15 protein-coding genes are annotated in these 18,567 nt (G+C 36.2%); 4 read left to right on the top strand and 11 right to left on the bottom strand.

Features of this window, described 5'->3' with window-relative positions; translation table 11 throughout:
- The first annotated feature begins 28 nt into the window (after positions 1 to 28).
- From ABH961_RS01865 to ABH961_RS01850, 4 genes are all read left to right on the top strand, one after another.
- Positions 29 to 1,144, top strand: coding sequence for a CdaR family transcriptional regulator (locus ABH961_RS01865; RefSeq protein WP_088062558.1), 1,116 nt, complete (start codon positions 29 to 31; stop codon positions 1,142 to 1,144).
- Positions 1,145 to 1,261: 117 nt separating this feature from the next.
- The gene (gene glcD, locus ABH961_RS01860) at positions 1,262 to 2,674 is read left to right on the top strand and encodes a glycolate oxidase subunit GlcD (protein WP_046957068.1); all 1,413 of its coding nucleotides are present in this window, start codon (positions 1,262 to 1,264) and stop codon (positions 2,672 to 2,674) included.
- Positions 2,671 to 3,999, top strand: coding sequence for a (Fe-S)-binding protein (locus ABH961_RS01855; protein WP_048545043.1), 1,329 nt, complete (start codon positions 2,671 to 2,673; stop codon positions 3,997 to 3,999). Before glcD ends, ABH961_RS01855 begins: the two co-directional genes overlap by 4 nt.
- A 465-nt stretch (positions 4,000 to 4,464) precedes the next feature.
- The gene (locus ABH961_RS01850; RefSeq protein ID WP_098047512.1) at positions 4,465 to 5,292 is read left to right on the top strand and encodes a CAP domain-containing protein; all 828 of its coding nucleotides are present in this window, start codon (positions 4,465 to 4,467) and stop codon (positions 5,290 to 5,292) included.
- Between the two features lie 40 nt (positions 5,293 to 5,332).
- Here ABH961_RS01850 and ABH961_RS01845 read toward each other — a convergent pair whose 3' ends face one another.
- The 11 genes from ABH961_RS01845 to inhA1 form a co-directional block, all read right to left on the bottom strand.
- Positions 5,333 to 5,938, bottom strand: a complete 606-nt coding sequence (locus ABH961_RS01845) for a DUF1648 domain-containing protein (protein WP_060489453.1) — start codon at positions 5,936 to 5,938, stop codon at positions 5,333 to 5,335.
- Between the two features lie 91 nt (positions 5,939 to 6,029).
- Positions 6,030 to 6,953: an RluA family pseudouridine synthase gene (locus ABH961_RS01840; RefSeq protein ID WP_048545049.1), complete on the bottom strand. Its 924-nt coding sequence runs from the start codon at positions 6,951 to 6,953 to the stop codon at positions 6,030 to 6,032.
- 100 nt (positions 6,954 to 7,053) lie between these two features.
- Positions 7,054 to 7,470 (bottom strand): hypothetical protein, encoded by a 417-nt coding sequence (locus ABH961_RS01835; RefSeq protein ID WP_000490295.1) that lies wholly within the window; start codon positions 7,468 to 7,470, stop codon positions 7,054 to 7,056.
- A 101-nt stretch (positions 7,471 to 7,571) separates the two neighbouring features.
- Positions 7,572 to 9,764: an MMPL family transporter gene (locus ABH961_RS01830; RefSeq protein WP_098077817.1), complete on the bottom strand. Its 2,193-nt coding sequence runs from the start codon at positions 9,762 to 9,764 to the stop codon at positions 7,572 to 7,574.
- 109 nt (positions 9,765 to 9,873) lie between these two features.
- Positions 9,874 to 10,521: a phosphatase PAP2 family protein gene (locus tag ABH961_RS01825; protein ID WP_098077814.1), complete on the bottom strand. Its 648-nt coding sequence runs from the start codon at positions 10,519 to 10,521 to the stop codon at positions 9,874 to 9,876.
- A 59-nt stretch (positions 10,522 to 10,580) separates the two neighbouring features.
- Positions 10,581 to 11,630 (bottom strand): spermidine/putrescine ABC transporter substrate-binding protein PotD, encoded by a 1,050-nt coding sequence (potD, locus tag ABH961_RS01820; RefSeq protein ID WP_000772499.1) that lies wholly within the window; start codon positions 11,628 to 11,630, stop codon positions 10,581 to 10,583.
- A gap of 38 nt (positions 11,631 to 11,668) precedes the next feature.
- Positions 11,669 to 12,469 (bottom strand): spermidine/putrescine ABC transporter permease PotC, encoded by an 801-nt coding sequence (gene potC, locus ABH961_RS01815; RefSeq protein ID WP_046958247.1) that lies wholly within the window; start codon positions 12,467 to 12,469, stop codon positions 11,669 to 11,671.
- Positions 12,470 to 12,475: 6 nt separating this feature from the next.
- Positions 12,476 to 13,324, bottom strand: coding sequence for a spermidine/putrescine ABC transporter permease PotB (potB, locus tag ABH961_RS01810; protein WP_000715495.1), 849 nt, complete (start codon positions 13,322 to 13,324; stop codon positions 12,476 to 12,478).
- Positions 13,321 to 14,304, bottom strand: a complete 984-nt coding sequence (potA, locus tag ABH961_RS01805; protein ID WP_000720323.1) for a spermidine/putrescine ABC transporter ATP-binding protein PotA — start codon at positions 14,302 to 14,304, stop codon at positions 13,321 to 13,323. The genes potB and potA overlap by 4 nt, the downstream gene beginning before the upstream one ends.
- Positions 14,305 to 14,537: 233 nt before the next feature.
- On the bottom strand, positions 14,538 to 15,905 hold the full coding sequence (locus tag ABH961_RS01800) for an aldehyde dehydrogenase (protein WP_098077811.1): 1,368 nt from the start codon (positions 15,903 to 15,905) through the stop codon (positions 14,538 to 14,540).
- A 171-nt stretch (positions 15,906 to 16,076) separates the two neighbouring features.
- Positions 16,077 to 18,464, bottom strand: a complete 2,388-nt coding sequence (inhA1, locus tag ABH961_RS01795; RefSeq protein WP_001035922.1) for a M6 family metalloprotease immune inhibitor InhA1 — start codon at positions 18,462 to 18,464, stop codon at positions 16,077 to 16,079.
- Between the last annotated feature and the right edge of the window lie 103 nt (positions 18,465 to 18,567).

The raw sequence follows: 18,567 nt of genomic DNA, 5'->3' as shown, positions 1-18,567 counted from the left end.
AACAAATAGAATTTGAGGTGTGCAAATTATGCTTTTTCCTGATTTAGCGAATAAAATTGTACGAGAAGTACGCAGATTAATTAAAGAAAATATCATTATCATTAATATACAAGGCGTTATTATCGCAAGTACAGATGTAGAAAGAATCGGCCAATTTCATGAAGGTGCACTCCGATGCGCGAAACAAAAGAAAACTGTCATTATTACAAAAGAAGATGAACGACGTTTGCAAGGCGTAAAGGCGGGTATGAACCTCCCCTTACTATTTCATGACGAAGTAATTGGTGTCATTGGAATTACAGGCGAACCTGAAAACATTTCACAATACGGAGAAATATTACGTAAAATGACCGAACTACTCATTCACGAAAACTACTTTTTAGAACAACTGGAACTTGAACACCGTTCTTATGAAGCATTTGTCTTTGATTGGCTTCAAAATACAGACTGGTCTCCAAGCTTTCTCGATCGCGCAAAAACACTTGGTATTGATTTATATAAGAAGAAACAACTTATTTTGTTCTCTATCGATCAAAATGACACGATGCTTCAGCGTAAGATTTGGCAACACGTACGCAATCTATTAACAAAGGAGCATCTATTTGTTCGTTGGGGAAATGATCGATTCATTTTATTTACAGCCACAAACTCCAAAGAGCAAACGTATCAATTTTTAAAAAGATTAAAACAAGACTGTGAAACTTTGTTTTCTATTCCTTTATATATTGGGATTGGACAATCCGTTACACCAAGCAATATGAACTTATCGTACGAACAAGCATTACAAGCTCTTTCCGTATCACTTGAAACGAAAAAAATTGTATTTAATGAAGATTTACGTTTAGAAATGTGCTTACAAGATATTTCTGCTGAAACGCGGGAACAGTTTCTAAGGCGTACTATCGAAAACTTACTATCATCTCCTGAGCTTATGCACACTTTACGCTTATTTATTGATTATAACCAATCCTATAAACAAACAGCTGAACAATTACATATACACATTAACACATTGCATTACAGACTTAAAAAGATTGAGGAGCATACAGGACTTGACCCGAAACAATTCAAAGACTTAAACATTTTATACTTCTCGCTCCTCTTATTAGATAATCAGACAAAAAAGAATGATAAAAAAGATTAATCTTTAGATGATTATACATAGAAAGAATCCCCCAACTTTTTTATCATTATAATGAAAGCACTGTTACAACGTTTTTTATGATGACTAAATACGTTAACAGTTTGAGGGGGATTTCCAATGTTAGAAAAGCAAATTATTCATTCATTCGTATCCATTGTTGGCGAAGATAATGTAGATACATCCAATATGGGGCGTTTAACGTATAGTTATGATGCCACTCCAAACTTCCAAGCAATGCCTGATGCAGTCATTGCTCCTCGTAATACAAATGAAGTAGCTGAAGTGTTAAAAATATGTAACACTCACAAAATTCCTGTATATGTTCGTGGTTCTGGAACAAACCTTTGCGCGGGGACATGTCCACTTGAAGGCGGTATCGTCCTTATCTTCCGCCATATGAATAACATTTTAGAAATTGATGAAGAGAATTTAACAATTACTGTACAAGCTGGTGTAATTACACTTGATATTATTAAAGCGGTAGAAGAAAAAGGTTTATTTTATCCACCAGATCCAAGCTCGATGAAAATTTCTACAATCGGCGGTAACATTAATGAAAACTCAGGTGGATTACGCGGATTAAAATATGGCGTAACACGTGATTATGTGATGGGTCTTGAACTTGTCTTACCAAATGGCGATATTATTCGTACTGGCGGTAAATTAGCAAAAGATGTAGCCGGTTACGATTTAACTCGTTTATTTATCGGTTCTGAAGGAACACTTGGCGTCGTAACAGAAGCAATATTAAAACTTGTTCCTATGCCTGAAACGAAGAAAACGATGCTTGCACTATATGAAGATATTAATGAAGCTGCACGTGCTGTTTCTTCTATTATTGCAAATAAAATCATTCCAGCGACACTTGAGTTTTTAGACCAGCCGACAATTGAAGTAGTAGAAGAGTTTGCACAAATCGGTTTACCAACTGATGTAAAAGCAATTTTATTAATTGAACAAGACGGTCCACCTGAAGTTGTCAATCGAGATATTGAAAAAATGGCTAACGTTTGCCGCTCTATGAATGCAGTCGATGTTCGCATTGCAAAAGATGAAGCGGAAGCAGATGCGCTTCGGACAGCTCGCCGTAGTGCACTATCAGCACTTGCAAGATTAAAACCTACTACAATATTAGAAGATGCAACGGTACCACGCTCACAAATAGCTCCGATGGTTGAAGCTATTAATGCCATTGCAAAAAAATATAATATTCCTATTTGTACATTTGGGCATGCTGGCGATGGCAACCTACACCCAACTTGTATGACAGATGCTCGTAATGAAGAAGAAATGCACCGAGCTGAACAAGCTTTTGCTGAAATATTTGCGAAAGCAATTGAACTTGGTGGCACAATTACTGGTGAACATGGTGTTGGTGCGATGAAAGCTCCTTATTTAGAAATGAAATTAGGTAAAGAAGGTATTGCTGCCATGCAAGGAATTAAACAAGCCTTCGATCCAAATAACATTATGAACCCTGGCAAGATGTTCGCGAAAGACACTCGCAAAAGAGTGGTGGTTGAGCGATGACAACATTAAATAAAGAAAACATTCAAAAAGAATTTAAAGAAAGATTAAGTGAAGATGAACTACTAAACTGTATGCGATGCGGTTTCTGTTTACCTACTTGTCCTACTTACATTCAATCTGGATATAAAGAATCACATTCACCACGAGGACGTATTGCATTAATGAAAGCGGTCGTTGACGGTTTAATTGAACCAGATGAAGATGTTGAAAATACATTGAATGTTTGCCTTGGCTGCCGTGCCTGTGAACCTGTTTGTCCATCAGGTGTAAATTACGGACATTTATTAGAAGAAGCTCGTGATATTATAAATCAAAACAAAAAGTTCTCGGTGCCAGTGAGAGCCGTTCGTAAAGTCGTTTTTGAAGGGCTCTTCCCGCATCAAAATCGAATGAGAACATTAACAGGGTTAATCGGATTTTACCAACGTTCTGGTTTACAAACACTAACACATAAAATGGGTATTATGAAGTTATTCCCTGAAACACTTGCAACAATGGATCTCGTTTTACCAAAAGTCCCTAAAATGAAAGCAATGAAAGATCGTCCTGCATTTTTACCTGCTGAAAGTACAAAAAAGAAACAAGTTGCATTCTTCACAGGCTGTTTAATGGATACGATGTTTTTAGAAACAAATAACGCAACGATGAAACTTCTTCAGTTAGCTGGTTGTGATATCGTTATTCCGAAAACACAAAGTTGCTGCGGTGCATTACATGGGCATGCTGGTGAAAAGAGCGGAGCGAAAGAATTAGCGAAACGAAATATAAAAGCATTCGAAGATTTAAATATCGACTATATTATTACGAATGCAGGTGGTTGCGGAGCTTATCTCGTAGACTACGATTATCTTTTAAAAGATGATCCACAGTGGGCTGAACGCGCAAAGCAGTTTGTTTCTAAAATTAAAGATATTACTGCTATTCTAGTAGAACTAGATTTCCATAAACGAAATGACTTACGACTTCCATCGCAAATTATTACGTATCAAGACTCTTGTCATTTACGCAATGTTATGCGAACATCTTCAGAACCTCGTATGTTACTAGAAGCAATTCAAGGCGCAACATATCGTGAAATGAAAGATGCGGATCGCTGCTGTGGTTCTGCTGGTATTTACAATATTGTTCATTCAGAACTCTCCATGGAATTTCTAGATTATAAAATGGACTGTGTACATGAAACAGAAGCAGCAACTATTGTTACTGCAAATCCAGGTTGTCTACTACAAATGAAATTAGGCATTGAACGAGAAGGACTTTCTCATAAAATGAGAGGAATTCACATTGTAGATTTATTATTAGAAGCAATTGAAACCAACTCGTAATAACTCGTAACATACGTAATAATAGGAAAACGGCTATCTCCTTCGTCTATGTAAAGAGATAGCCGCTTTTTTGTCCGCTACAATATTAAAAGTATGTTACTTTATTATAAAAAAGAACAACAGATACATTACAGTTTTGTAAAAATCAATCCAGTATATTCCTAAAAAAAACTCTCAAACCATTGATACAATAGGATTCTTCATTTTCCGTTTAGGTAAATTCATCCAAAATACCCCTCTTAAAACCAAGTATAAAAATGCTGAAAATTCCTTTTATACTCTATGTTTCTCTTATTTTTCCTCTTTTCCCCTCTTAGGATAAATTAGGTAATTTTTAAGTCTATGAATTTTTTTCCATCTTTTTTCTCACAAAATCTATGCTACGATGAATTTGTCAGTCAGACAGGCTGTCAAAAACAAATCGTGTGAAAACAAATTAAAACTTTATATAGGGGGACACACATCATGAAAAAGCGTGTTTTATTATCTGTAGCTGCTGCAACGGCTCTTACTTTAGGAGTATCTTCTCTAGATGCACAAGCTGCAACAGTACAACCATCTAACGTAAAGGTTCAAAATATTCAGCATTCAAAAGTGATGATGAAGCAAATGAACCAACAAGAATTACAAGCATTCTTACAATCTATGGGCGTGGAATCATTAGCACAATGGCAACAAGGAAACTTCCAACCAAATTGCATTATTCCTGGTCAACAACCAACTGAAAATGTTGTAACTGAGCAACCAACAGCTAAGCCAGAAACTCAAAAGCCTGCTGAGCAAAAACCAGTTGAACAAAAGCCTGCTGAAGAAGTTCAAAAACCAGAAGCTCAAAAACCTGCTGAAAACAACAATACTCAAAAACCAGCTGAACAAAAACCTGCTGAGCAAAAGCCTGCTGAAGAAGCAAAATCTTTAAGCGAATTCGAACAACGTGTTGTTGAATTAACAAACGCTGAACGTGCAAAACAAGGCTTACCAGCACTAAAAATTGATACTGAATTAAGCAAAGTAGCACGTGTTAAATCTGAAGATATGCAGAAGAATAACTACTTTGATCATAACAGCCCTACATACGGGTCTCCGTTTGACATGATGAAGAAATTTGGTATTTCTTATACATCTGCAGGTGAAAACATCGCTCAAGGCCAACGTACACCTGAAGAGGTAGTACAAGCTTGGATGAACAGTGCTGGACACCGTGCAAACATCTTAAATAACGGCTTCACTCACATCGGTGTTGGCTATGTAGAAAGCGGCAACTACTGGACACAACAATTTATTACGAAGTAAATAGATTAAAAGAGTCTTCTCATAATGAGAAGACTCTTTTTTATGTTTCATAACTTTCTATTATGTATGAGTATAAAATGTAAAACATGAACAAAATAGAACCACTACTTATTACACTAAGTAATACATAAAACCCCCACTTCAAGTTCAAAAATAATGAAAATAATATACTACATGCCATCATTTGAAAAATCCGCCTACTCACTAAACGGATCTTTTGTAATTTGATTGGGTCTTTTTCCGTACTCTGAACTTGTTTAAACAACTTACTAAGCATAAAAAGAAACATACTAATCCCAATTGTTAGTCCTGTTTGAAAGGATATCATACTTCCAAAATTAATAAAGAGAATGAGCATATGGATAAACAACATAAATAAAGTAATCGTCTTTAGAAATCCACTTATAATGACATGCTCGCCTTCATTAAACTTATATATATTATGTGAAATAATATACATCAATCCATGTAAAAAAATAAGAAAAAAAGGAATAAATGCTATAACAACTTGTTTACTCATAAAATCGTTCGGCCCACCATTTTCATCCCAATGTACAGCCATCTCATTTGGTAAATATGGATAGAGGCATAGAGTAACTAAAAGACAAACGAAAAATATTCCTAGTATGTATTTATATTTGACCAAGCAATTCTCACCTCTCTTTTCTCTTAACGGCTTCGCTTCTTTTAGAGAAATTCCTGCAAGAATCTACTTTTCTCAAATTTAAACTTACACTTTACGCATTCATTCTTTGAAATTCTTTCATTGTATCATTTAATTTTGCGGGGAATGGTACATCCACTTCGATCTCTTCTTTCGTAATTGGATGTAAGAAGTTTATCTTCATCGCATGTAATGCTTGCCTGGACATATATTGCGTTTGTCCACCATATAATACATCCCCAACTAATGGATTACCATGATAGCTCATATGAACACGAATTTGATGGGTTCTACCTGTTTCTAATTGTAACGTTACGAACGTAACATTTTGGTTTTTAAAATACTTCTCTACTTTATAAAATGTGATAGCTTGATCTCCCTTTGGAGAAACACGTCGTCTCGTCGCATGATGGCGATCTCTTCCAATAGCTGCGTCAATTGTTCCTTGCTTACCTTTTACTTTCCCTTCCACAAGCGCCGCATATGTTCTTTTAATTTTTCGTTCCATTAATAAACGATCCATAATTGCACCAGCAATTCTATGCTTAGCAAACACGACACCACCTGTCGTATCTTTATCTAACCGATGAATATGACGAACCTTCGTCTCTAAACCTTGCATTTGAAAATGAAAAGCAACAAGGTTTGCAAGTGTTCCCATCCCACCTTTTTCCGCAGGATGCGTATCCATCTTCTCAGGCTTATTTACGATGAGTACGTGATCGTCTTCATATACTACATCTAATTCACCATATTCAGGCTCTACATCGTATTCTTCTTCGATAAACATATGCACTTGTAACTTATCGCCTTCTTTTAAAAGCTCATTCCATCTTCTCTGTTCTCCGTTAACGGTAATACCTTTTTCCATACGAAGCTGATGTAACAACTTTTTCGGTATTTCCCATTCTATTTTTAATAACGAATCAATACTTATGCCATTCCATTTCGCTGGAACAGTAATTTCGCACCATTCGCCCTTCTTCTTCGTTTCCATACTGTATCACCTTATTTCTATTGATTCTCTCATTGTAACGGAAAACACAATTTGATGCACCGTCAAAAATAGAGGCCAGTCTTATAGTAGACTGGCCCCCTCACGCTCTACGCCGTTTCATTTCCTGCAATACTTCTTCCGCTTTTTGCTCATACGATAAATCTTTAAAGAAGTCCGCCAATCTTTTATAATCATTATACGTATCTAATAAGTCATCAATTTTTTCTACTTTCATCACTTGTTGTTTTTGCTTCATTTTTACTGGATAACGATAGCCCGATACTTCTTGTATTTTGTAATACTCATCCTCTACTTGAATGACCTTTACAAGTTCCTCCTCTTCCGCATCCATCGTATACCCATCAAAATCTCTAAGCAATTCATAAATGATATGAGTCCATTCATCTTTTGGATAAAATCCTTTTTCTAACCGATAACCGACAATGCGATACATATGCCCATCGTTTTCTGCAAACTGTACTGTATCATTTAGCTTAAACTTAAAATAACGAAACATTGCCTTCACCTACTTATATGTAATGTTCTTATCACATACTATTTGCAAAATGTAGGTCTTGCTATTCATAAAAAAATACTCATCTATAAGATGAGTATTTTTTACGATGATTTTTCTCTTTTCTTTCGAAATGGTAACCACCAGTTCCAATCTCCAAACAGTTTCATTAAACTTGGTACAAGCATAAGACGAATAATTGTTGCATCAAGGAATATTGCTAATGCAACACCAAGCCCCATTTGCCGTACTGGTAAAATATCAGTAAAGGCGAACGCACCTGTTACAACAATCATAATTAACGCAGCTGATGTAATGATCCTACTTGTTGACACAAGTCCTTCTAACGTTGCTTGATCATTATCTCCTGTTTCTTCATATAACTCATGAATACGTGAAATAAGAAAAACTTCATAATCCATACTAAGCCCAAATACGAGACCGAAAATAAAGATTGGTAAGACAAATAGAACAGGACTCGCTTCTAAACCAAAATGCCCACCTTCAAATAACCAAACAACAATTCCAATTGTTGCGCTTAAACTAAGTATATTCATAATAATCGCCTTAATTGGAATGAGTATAGATCGGAATGCAAATAATAATATAACAAAGGTCGATCCAAATATAACAGACATACCAATTGCAACTTTATCTTTAATTTCATCTTCTAACTCTTGTTGGAACGTTGTCATCCCGCCTAAATAATACGTAACATCTGTTTCTTTATACTTTTGTTTAAAATCACGAACCCACTGTTTAGCAGTTTCAGTACGTGGTTTTGTTTTCAAAAAGATTTCTATCGTCGTCTTATTTCCTTTCGTATACGCTTCAAATATAGGAGCTAGTTTCGCCGCTTCTGGCGACTCTAACATTCCAGCAACTTGATCTGCTTTCATACGAGTTAACCCGTCGTATAAGCTTCTAACTTCATATACTTTCTTATCATCTTTTAACTTTTGAACGACTTCTTCTATCTTTTGTAAACTTTCTTTTTCTTTCATATCTTTTTTCGTCTCTACCACTAACGTAACATCAGCGTGTTTTTTTGCAGTTTTATTAAATGCCTCTTCGTACTTCTCATATGCAATTCTTGTATCACTTTGTTTAGGTAGAGCTTCTACGTCAGGGAACTGCAAATTAGCTGTACGTAACGGTAATAAGCAGATAACAATAAATGTTGTAACAACAATAATCATTGCGATTGGATGTTTCATTACAAATTGTGCAAATTTACGCCACGCCTTTGCCGGCGTATGTGCTACTTGATTCTTTTTTAATATTCGTTTCCCAATTAATGATAATAGCGCTGGAAGAAGCGTGAGTGAGAATAAAATACTCATAATCACAACAATCATTCCGCTAATTGCGACAGACTGAATATAATCGATTTTAAAGAAAAACAAGCCAGATAATCCAACAAATACACATAATCCTGAAAATACGATAGCGCGCCCTGCTGTTTGATATGTAATTGCTATCGCTTCTTTTACCGTTCGCTTTGCAACTTCCTCTCGAAAGCGATTTACAAATAATAGTGCAAAATCAATAGATAGCGCAAGTCCAATCATCGGTGCAACATTTAACACAAAGATAGATAGTTCCTTATCGCTACCTATAAAGTATAATATGCCCATCGTACTAATAACACTAAGTGCCCCATTTACAATTGGTAAAATAGATGCCAAAAGACTACCAAATGAAAATAGTAATACGAGAAATGCAATTGGTAACCCAATCATCTCTGCTACTTTTAAATCATTTTGCGTTCTTTCATTAATCTCTTGATTAATTTTTGGAAACCCTGTAGGCGTTACTTTTAATGCGGCATTACTTTCCTTTTCGATTTTATCAGCAAATTGCAATGTCTTTTCCATTCGTTCTTTATTTGTTTTCCCGGAAAATAAAATTGTCGCATAGCCGATATCATCTTGTAACATTTCTTTATTTTGCACTGGGTGATGGAAAGATTCATATGTCTCTTTCTCTTGTACATTCTTTACAATTCCCTCTACTTGCTTTTGAAATTCCTCATGTGAAACACCCTTATTTTTTTCAAAAACGAGTAGAAGTGTGTCTTGAGACCTCTTAAAATCTTTATCTAAAATTTCTTTCGTTTTTTGATAGTCCCCTTCCGTTTGGAAACCATCACCGCCTAATACTCCCGGCAGCTTTGGGGCGAAAATACCGAGTGCGATCGCAACCAATAGTAATGCTACAATTACTGTATAACGAAACTGATACAAAAAAGCTCCTAATTTCCCCCACTTATCTACTTTATGTACATTTGTTTTCACACATTTTCACCTACTTTAAATAATTCAATTGTCATTTATACTGTATCACATCTTCGTACAAACAAAAAACGTCTGGAAACACTATAATGATAGTTTTTCCAGACGTTTTTTATCCCGCTTTATTAAGTCCCAATCTCTTGGTAAGTAAACGATGGCAGTAAATCGCCATAATTAACAAAATACCACCTACGCAATAACCAGCTAAAATATCAGTTGGATAATGTACATTTAAAATAACTCTACTTAATCCAATCGATACAATTACAATTCCCATCAAAATCGTTATAACATATTTCCCCGTTACACTCTTCAAATTTGCCCCAATGATATAAGCAAGAAATCCGAATGTCATAATAGATAACATTGCATGTCCACTAGGGAAGCTATACCCAAGCGCATCCAACGCTTCATTTAACGATGGGCGCTCCCTTTTCACAATTTCTTTTATCCCTTTATTAACAAGATGTGTTATTAAAATGCCCATTGGATACACGATCATCGCAGCATAATAACGTTTTCTCCAAAAAACAAGTAAACTTATAGCCAGCGTAGTTACGATCCCGATAGCAGAACCTAATTTTGTATAGTGTGAAAAAAATGTAAGCGAACCTTCTGTTTGTAATCCTTTTACTAATGCTCGGACATATGTATCCATCACTGTAACGCCACCCGCATGTACGCGCCAAGCAACAATGCCAAATACAGCAAGTAATAAAACGATACATACTACCTCATATTGATGTAACTTCTTGTTCAAACGATTTCCTCCTACTATGAAAAAATGCGATTTCTACTTTAGAAACCGCATTTCCTTACTTATTTACCTTTTGTTTTTAACTCTGTCCAGTAACGATCATAGTCTTTTAGCTTATCGTCTACATCAACAAGCCATTCTGTACGATCTAATTCTTCTTTCGTTAAGAAGATCATATGATTATCACGATATTCTTTACTATGAAGAGGATGAGCTTTTTCATTAGGATTACTGTATCCAATTGACTCGTAGTTTTTCACACTTACTTTTTCATCTAATAAGTAGTTCATAAACTTCTCTGCAAGCTCTTTGTTTTTTGCACCTTTTGGAATTGCTAACGTATCAGCCCAAATTGTGCCGCCTTCCTTTGGTACAACGTACTCTACATCTTTATTATCTTTTGCGATAAATGCTGCATCTCCAGACCAAACTGTTCCGATCCAAGCATCTTCTGTAATGAATTTTTGTTTAATATTATCTGTATCAAATGCTAATAAGTTTGGAAGCAGCTTCTTTAAATCATCTGCTGCTGTCTTTAACTGTGTATCGTCTTTCGTGCTGTTTGAGAATCCATGCTTCTTAAGACCCATACCTAACACTTCACGAGAATCATTTAATAAAGTTACATGCCCTTTATATTTCTCATTCCATAGGTCAGCCCAGCTTGTAGGAGCTTCTTTTACATACTTTTTATTGTATGCAATACCTGTTACGCCCCAAGTATATACTAAAGAATATTTATTCTCTGGATCAAACGCCGGTGTTTTGAAGTTAGAAACCATATTTTCGATATTCGGGATATTCTTTTTGTCTAACGGCGCTAATAAATCCATTTTCGCCATTGTTTTAACCATGTAATCAGACGGCTGAATTAAATCATACTTCGCGCCACCTGCTTGTAATTTCGCAAGCATTTCTTCATTACTTGCATACTTATCATAGTTAATTTTCACGTTATATTTCTTTTCAAAATCTCTTAGCACTTGCTCATCAAAATTGTCAGCCCAGCTATAAATGTTTAACTCTTCTTTCTTTTCACCACAACCAGCAAGTACACCAGCAACAAGGCTAAAGCTAATTGCTGCGCCGGCTAATCTTTTCATTAATTTCATCGGTTTATTACCTCCTCGTACTTTCTATATCGTTCGTATTATAAAGGAAGGTGTCCTCCGGAGTTTTCTTCACCATCTGCACCTTTGTTACGGAAGATTTCAGATAGAACCATTAATCCTACGATAGCCACAATTAAAATTGTAGAAAGTGCATTAATTTCTGGTGATACTCCGCGCTTAACCATACTGTAAATGTATAATGGCAATGTTGTTGATCCTGGTCCTGATACGAAGAAACTAATTACAAAATCATCAATTGATAATGTGAATGTTAATAATGCGGCTGAAATAACCCCTGGTGCAATTGCTGGGAACGTTACATAACGAAACGTTTGCCACGGCGTTGCTCCTAAATCATTCGCAGCCTCTTCTAAATCACGTCCCATACCAGAAAGACGCGCTGCTAAAATAACGACAACAAATGAAATACTAAATGTAATGTGCGCAATAATAATTGTTATTTTGCCAAGTTCCATACCTAATTGACTAAATAAGATAAGTAAAGATAATCCCATTAAAATATCAGGAATTAAAATTGGTAAATACACAAGACCGTTAATAGCCCCTTCATAGCGATATTTATAACGATGTAATGCAATCGCGAAAATCACACCAAGAACTGTCGTTACAACCGTCGTTACGATCGCAATCGTCATACTATTTACAAACGCATCAATAACATCTTGCTTTTGAAATAAATCTGTATACCAATGGAATGTAAAACCTTCCCATTCCGCATTAATGCGAGAATCATTGAAGGAATATACCATTAAAACCATCATTGGAAAATACAAGAACAATAAAATTAACCAAGAATAAGAAACTAAAAACTTCTTCATCTTTGCCTATTCCCCTCCGTTCCCATCATATTTATATACTTTCGTTGCACGATAATATAAGTAAATTAACAGAACAGAGAATAGAACAACAATCATAGATAACGCAGATCCAAACGGCCAGTCACGCGCTCCTAAGAATTGATTTTGAATTACGTTTCCGATTAACGCTACTTTCGATCCACCCATAACGTCTGATACAACAAACATTCCGATAGAAGAAACAAACACTAAAATAGAACCAGTAGCAATCCCTGACATCGTCATTGGTACTGTTACATTCCAAAATGCCTTTGCTGGTGTTGCTCCTAAATCATAAGCTGCTTCTAGCTTACGCTTATCAAGCTGCTCAATCGCTGCATACACCGGTAAAATCATAAATGGTAATAAAGAATAGACCATTCCGAGTATTACAGAAGGTGTGTTATATAGTAAATTTAAAGGTTCACTTATAATACCTAGTTTCAATAGCAATGTGTTTACAAGACCTTGTGAACGTAAAATAACAATCCATGCGTATGAACGAACAAGGAAGTTAATCCAAAACGGGATCGTTGCCAATAATAAAAGAATTGAACGGTATTTGCGATCAACAATTGTAATTGTATAAGCAAATGGATAACCAATTACTAAACAGATTACTGTTGTAATAACTGCAATCTTAACAGTTTCCCATAACGTTCCCATGTATAGTGGATCGAACACACGAGCTATATTCTCTAACGTAAATTGCATTTCCACTGTCCCATATGCCCCGCGCTGCATAAAGGCAAATGCCAATACAAACAGAAGGGGAATTAGGAAGAAGATTAACAGCCACGCGACTGTCGGTAGTGCGAGTAATTTCCCTTTTTTCAATTTAAGGTCACCTCGTCCTCTTGCTCCCAGCCTACGTATACATTATCTCCAATGCTCCACTGCGCTGCTTCTTCAGCAGTTTGATATGCCATTAGTAATTCTGATGTTTTCTCGTCACGTACATACAGCTTTTCCATATTTCCAACAAACTCAACGTCTTCAATATGTCCAAGATGGTATTCTTTTAAAATCGGCTCTTCAACCGAACGTACTTTTACGTTTTCAGGGCGAATTGCTACATAGCCTTCCCCGTTTTTCACAATATTATTTTCACCGATAAATGTCGCAACGAACATTGTTTTCGGCTTATTGTAAATTTCTTTCGGCGTTCCAATTTGTTCAATATGTCCTTTATTCATAACGACAATACGATCACTCATGCTCATCGCTTCTTCTTGATCGTGCGTTACGTATATGAATGTAATTCCTAAATTACGTTGTAAGTTTTTCAATTCACGTTGCAAATCTTTTCTTAACTTAAAGTCTAACGCCCCAAGTGGCTCATCTAGTAATAATACACGCGGGTTATTTACAATCGCTCTCGCAATTGCTACACGCTGCTGCTGTCCACCAGAAAGCTTTGCAGGTTTACGATTACGGAACTCAAGTAACTGCGTTAAACGCATTGCCTCTTCAGCACGCTCTTTCTGCTCTGCTGCCGGTACTTTCTGCATTTTCATACCGAAACAAATATTTTTCTCCACATTCATATGTGGGAATAGCGCATAATGTTGGAACACTAAGTTCATATGACGCTTATATGGTGGCAAATCGTTAATCTTTTCATCATCTAATAAAAGATTCCCTTTAGTTGGCGTTTCAAAGCCTGCGATCATGCGAAGTAACGTTGTTTTCCCGCAACCACTCGGCCCTAAAATCGTTAAAAATTCCCCTTCTTTAATGTCTAAAGAAAGAGGTGGGATAATCACTTGATTTCCAAAATGTTTTTCTACTGCTTCAACTTTAATAATCTTTTTCATTTTCCCGTCCTATCTACCTTAAATTTTAATTTTTATATTCATGAATAAATATTTATGTTCTATAGACTATTTTTTGTTTCGATCCAAACAAAAATGGTTGTTTAGCGTTCTCTTCTATTCTTTATGTAGTATGTTTGATTCATTTTTGCATGATACACATGTCGAACAGAAAAACCCCTTCCATTACGAAGGGGCTATTATCATACGGCTACGCCTACTGATAAACACCATCATCATTTTAACAACTTTCGTATGAATTTTAAAGCACTTTTTGTAGAAGAGTAACGAATTTTCATATCGAATGCCGTAGATTGGGCTAAAATGCTTTTATAATGTGAAAAAGTCCGAAAACTTTCTTCCCCATGATAACTACCTAATCCACTACTTCCAACACCACCAAAAGGTAAATATGGCGTTGCAAGATGATAGACAACATCATTAATACAGCCTCCGCCATATGAAATATTACTTGTCACTTTCTTTTGTACTTCTTTATCTTCAGAAAATACATATAACGCTAACGGCTTCGGATGTTGCTGGATTGTTCCAATTATCTCTTCTATGTTGTCGTATTCTACAATTGGTAAGATCGGACCAAAAATTTCATCTTCCATAACAGTACTTTGCCATGTAACATTTGTTAACACTGTTGGTTCTATATGTAAAGTTTCTTTTTTATAGTTCCCACCGATTACCGTTTTACCATCTTTCAAAAATGAACATAAACGTTCAAAATGACGTTCAGTCACAATTCGTACATAATTGTCATTGTTTAGTGGATCTTTTCCATACTGCTCCGCAATTTCGTGTCGTAATGCCTCGATTAACTGTTCTTTCACCGAAGCATGCACATACATATAATCAGGCGCTACACACGTTTGCCCTGCATTTAAAAACTTACCCCAAACAATTCGTCTTGCTGTTACATCTATTTTTGCATCTTTATGTACAATGCATGGGCTTTTTCCCCCAAGTTCTAACGTGAGTGGCGTCAACCGTTTCGCTGCTGCTTCCATCACAACTTTTCCAACACCGACACTACCTGTAAAGAAAATATAATCAAACGGTTCCTTTAACAATTCCGTACTCTTTTCTACACCGCCTTCTACTACCGCTACAAGCTCTTCTTGGAATAATTGCTCTAACATCCTCGTAAGTACTTTGGAAACGTTTGGCGTTAACTCTGAAGGCTTTAAAACAATTGTATTTCCAGCCGCCAACGCTCCTACAAGAGGTGCAATTGCTAATTGAAACGGATAGTTCCACGGTGCAATAATAAGTGTCACACCGTACGGTTCAGGAACTACTTTCCCCTTTGATCCAAAATGAGTGAGTGCTGTTCGAACCCGCTTCGGTTTACTCCACGATGAAATATGCTTCAATTGAAAGGAAATTTCTTTTAATACATATCCAACTTCCGTTGTAAACGACTCATGAACTGACTTATTTAAATCTAATTTCAATGCCTGAAATATTTCTTCTTCAAAACTCTGAATGCCTTCATAAAGCTTCTTCAAATTATTCTTTCTCACTTCTACACTTCTCGTATGGCCATTATAAAAATATGCTTTTTGTTTATTTACAATAGAAGAAACACTCATTCATTCACCTTCTCCCACTATTTTTATCCAATTCTTTCATTATTTATATAGACTTCATATATAATAAATTTCTATTCGTAAAGTTACATTATATATAATTTCTTCTTGCATATAAAATTCATTGCTCACAAAAAAACTACCGAAAGAAAATCTTTCGGTAGTTTTACTGTATTAACGATATAAACGAACAGCACCAGCAGAATTATCATCAGCTTGTCCTACTACTTCAAACTTCAGGCCAAGATTCGGTAAAATACGTCCTGCATCTGGAATCTGTTTATTAATATACGTTTTCGAATCATCAAACTTCGGTACACCTGCTAAGCCATTATACGTATACGTTCCGCGCGTTGGAGATACAACTTTCCAAGCTGGCGTTTTATCAAATGAGAACGCCGCATCAGCGATTTGGAATCGTGTACTACTTGCTACTGTTGGTTTACCATTTAAAGTTCCAACAATTGCTTCTGGATGAGAATCAACTACGCCAAGGAAACCATGTCCTGGATGTAAACCAACCCAGTTATCTGTATAAGCTGAGTCTGCATACCATACAACCATACCTGTGTTGTATTCTGGACCGCGAGCATATTTCAATGCGTTATCCGAACCAGCATAGTTTCTCCACTCTACATAATAGTTATGTTTTTTCTTCTCTGTTCCATTAGATACAGCGAATCCATCTAATTTGAACTGCGGTGTACCTTCTGCATCATCAGAGAATACTACTTTACCATCTACATTTAGTGATGCATTATCAAGTAGGAAACCGTTTAATGCTAAACCACCATCTGTAATGTACTCAAATGTTAATTTTACTTTCTTACCTTTGAATTGGCTTAAATCGTATGATTTGTCAATCCATTTTCCATTTGTTGAATGTGCATTTCCACTATTTGCTTTCTCACCAAGTTTTTCGATTAATGTTTGCTGACCATCTTCTGTTACAGCATGTACTTCAAGGAAATCATACTCTGCTTCAATTTCATACAATGACTTGAAATCAAATTTCGCAGTCGTTGCATTTGTTAAATCGAACAGTGGCGTCTCCATTTTTGTGTGAAGATTGTCACCTTTTGTGCTGTAGTAATACTGCTTACCAAATGCTGGAGCAATTGTTTTTATATCTTTATCTGGCAAGTTAACACGAATCATACCTGGGCGGTTAGATTTCGTAACACTTTGGTCTAAATATGTTGCTAGACCGATACCTTTATTTAATTTCTCGTAATCTACTTCTACGATATTTGCCCAGTTACCACCGATTGTTTTTTGGAAAAACTCTTTATTTTGTGGTGAGAAACTCGTTGGCGTTGTTCCTGCAATGTTACCAGCCCAGCTTCCGCCACTCATAACAGACCAAGCTTGAATTGGTTCACCGTCACCAGTATAGTCTGTATCATACTCATCTGGAAGACCTAAATCATGACCATATTCATGTGCGAATACACCAACTGCGCCATCTTCTGGTTCAATTGTGTAGTCGAATGCTGCGATCTTTCCGCCCCAATATGGAACTTTCGCTTGTGTACCTTCAATTGGGAATGGTTTTGGTCCAACAGTCCAGCGATGTGACCAAATTGCATCGTCACCTAATTTACCGCCACCTGCTTCTTGTCCAACACCCGCATGGATAATCATTAAGTGATCAATTAAACCATCCGGTTGTTTTTGATTTCCATCGCCATTTACATCATATTGATCGAATTGGTCAAACTCTGATAAATCAATACCGCTATCTACAGCTGCTTTTAATGCATCTTTTACTAAATCACGTGGTCCTTTTGGCCCTTTATTATCATGACCTGTCGCACCATCTGCACCGTAATCAGCAGCTTTACCAGGAACTGTTAACCATTTTGTAACTGTTCCGTCTACTGTATAACTACCGCCAGATTGCTCTTCGTAATATTGTTTAAACGTTTCGATTTTGCTGCCATCCTCTAATGCGAATGGCTCATTACCGAATAACATTTTTTCATAATGTTCTTTGTTAAAATCGTCAGTATACATATAACCAGGTTCTTTATCAATATTGTTATGTTTAAAGTCAGCGTACTCTACAAGTAAAACGAGTACTTTATCTTTACGAACTTCACCGTTATATTCTTTTCCCTTTGCTGGAGAAGTTGGTACTTTACCATTTAGACCACCCTTAACTGGGCCTGTTGCTGCAGGTGTTCCTGTTGCTGGTTTGTCTAACTTTTCTTTCGTATCAGCTTTCGCATCTTTCACTTTCTTTAAAAAGTCAGATGCTTCTTTCGTAAGTGGGTCCCCATTTGATACTTCTTTCCCAGGATTTTCACCCTTTTTGTTCTCTACGTATTTTTCGACGGCTTTCTTTGTTTCTGTCTCTGAAGCCTTCGAATCAATTACCCCACGGTTTTTTAGCGCATTCGCTAAACGTTCTTCTGGAATTAAATGATCATCGACTGGACTCGTAGCTGTCTTATTCACAGGTGTTTCAGCATATGCAGACTGGCCACCCGCTCCGAATGAAAGACCTAACACAGCTGTCAAAGCGATTGATGACAAAACTTTGAACGGTTTCTTGTTCATCCCTTATTTCCTCCCCTAATAAAAAATATGTATTACAAATTGAATTTTATTAAAAATTCAATATTTTTTCAATATTTAGTTATATTATGTAATTTTTTTAACA

The organism is Bacillus sp. RC251 (assembly GCF_044908765.1).
Classification (GTDB): domain Bacteria; phylum Bacillota; class Bacilli; order Bacillales; family Bacillaceae_G; genus Bacillus_A; species Bacillus_A wiedmannii.
This window is presented reverse-complemented; position numbering and strand designations above follow the sequence as displayed.

What these genes read in the sequence shown, in the direction of transcription:
- glcD (WP_046957068.1), top strand. Translation starts at nt 1,262, where the DNA reads ATGTTAGAAAAGCAAATTATTCATTCATTCGTATCCATTGTTGGCGAA.
- ABH961_RS01855 (WP_048545043.1), top strand. Translation starts at nt 2,671, where the DNA reads ATGACAACATTAAATAAAGAAAACATTCAAAAAGAATTTAAAGAAAGA.
- ABH961_RS01865 (WP_088062558.1), top strand. Translation starts at nt 29, where the DNA reads ATGCTTTTTCCTGATTTAGCGAATAAAATTGTACGAGAAGTACGCAGA.
- potA (WP_000720323.1), bottom strand. Translation starts at nt 14,304, where the DNA reads ATGAAAAAGATTATTAAAGTTGAAGCAGTAGAAAAACATTTTGGAAAT.
- ABH961_RS01835 (WP_000490295.1), bottom strand. Translation starts at nt 7,470, where the DNA reads ATGTTTCGTTATTTTAAGTTTAAGCTAAATGATACAGTACAGTTTGCA.
- ABH961_RS01800 (WP_098077811.1), bottom strand. Translation starts at nt 15,905, where the DNA reads ATGAGTGTTTCTTCTATTGTAAATAAACAAAAAGCATATTTTTATAAT.
- ABH961_RS01840 (WP_048545049.1), bottom strand. Translation starts at nt 6,953, where the DNA reads ATGGAAACGAAGAAGAAGGGCGAATGGTGCGAAATTACTGTTCCAGCG.
- inhA1 (WP_001035922.1), bottom strand. Translation starts at nt 18,464, where the DNA reads ATGAACAAGAAACCGTTCAAAGTTTTGTCATCAATCGCTTTGACAGCT.
- potC (WP_046958247.1), bottom strand. Translation starts at nt 12,469, where the DNA reads ATGAAGAAGTTTTTAGTTTCTTATTCTTGGTTAATTTTATTGTTCTTG.
- ABH961_RS01850 (WP_098047512.1), top strand. Translation starts at nt 4,465, where the DNA reads ATGAAAAAGCGTGTTTTATTATCTGTAGCTGCTGCAACGGCTCTTACT.
- potD (WP_000772499.1), bottom strand. Translation starts at nt 11,630, where the DNA reads ATGAAATTAATGAAAAGATTAGCCGGCGCAGCAATTAGCTTTAGCCTT.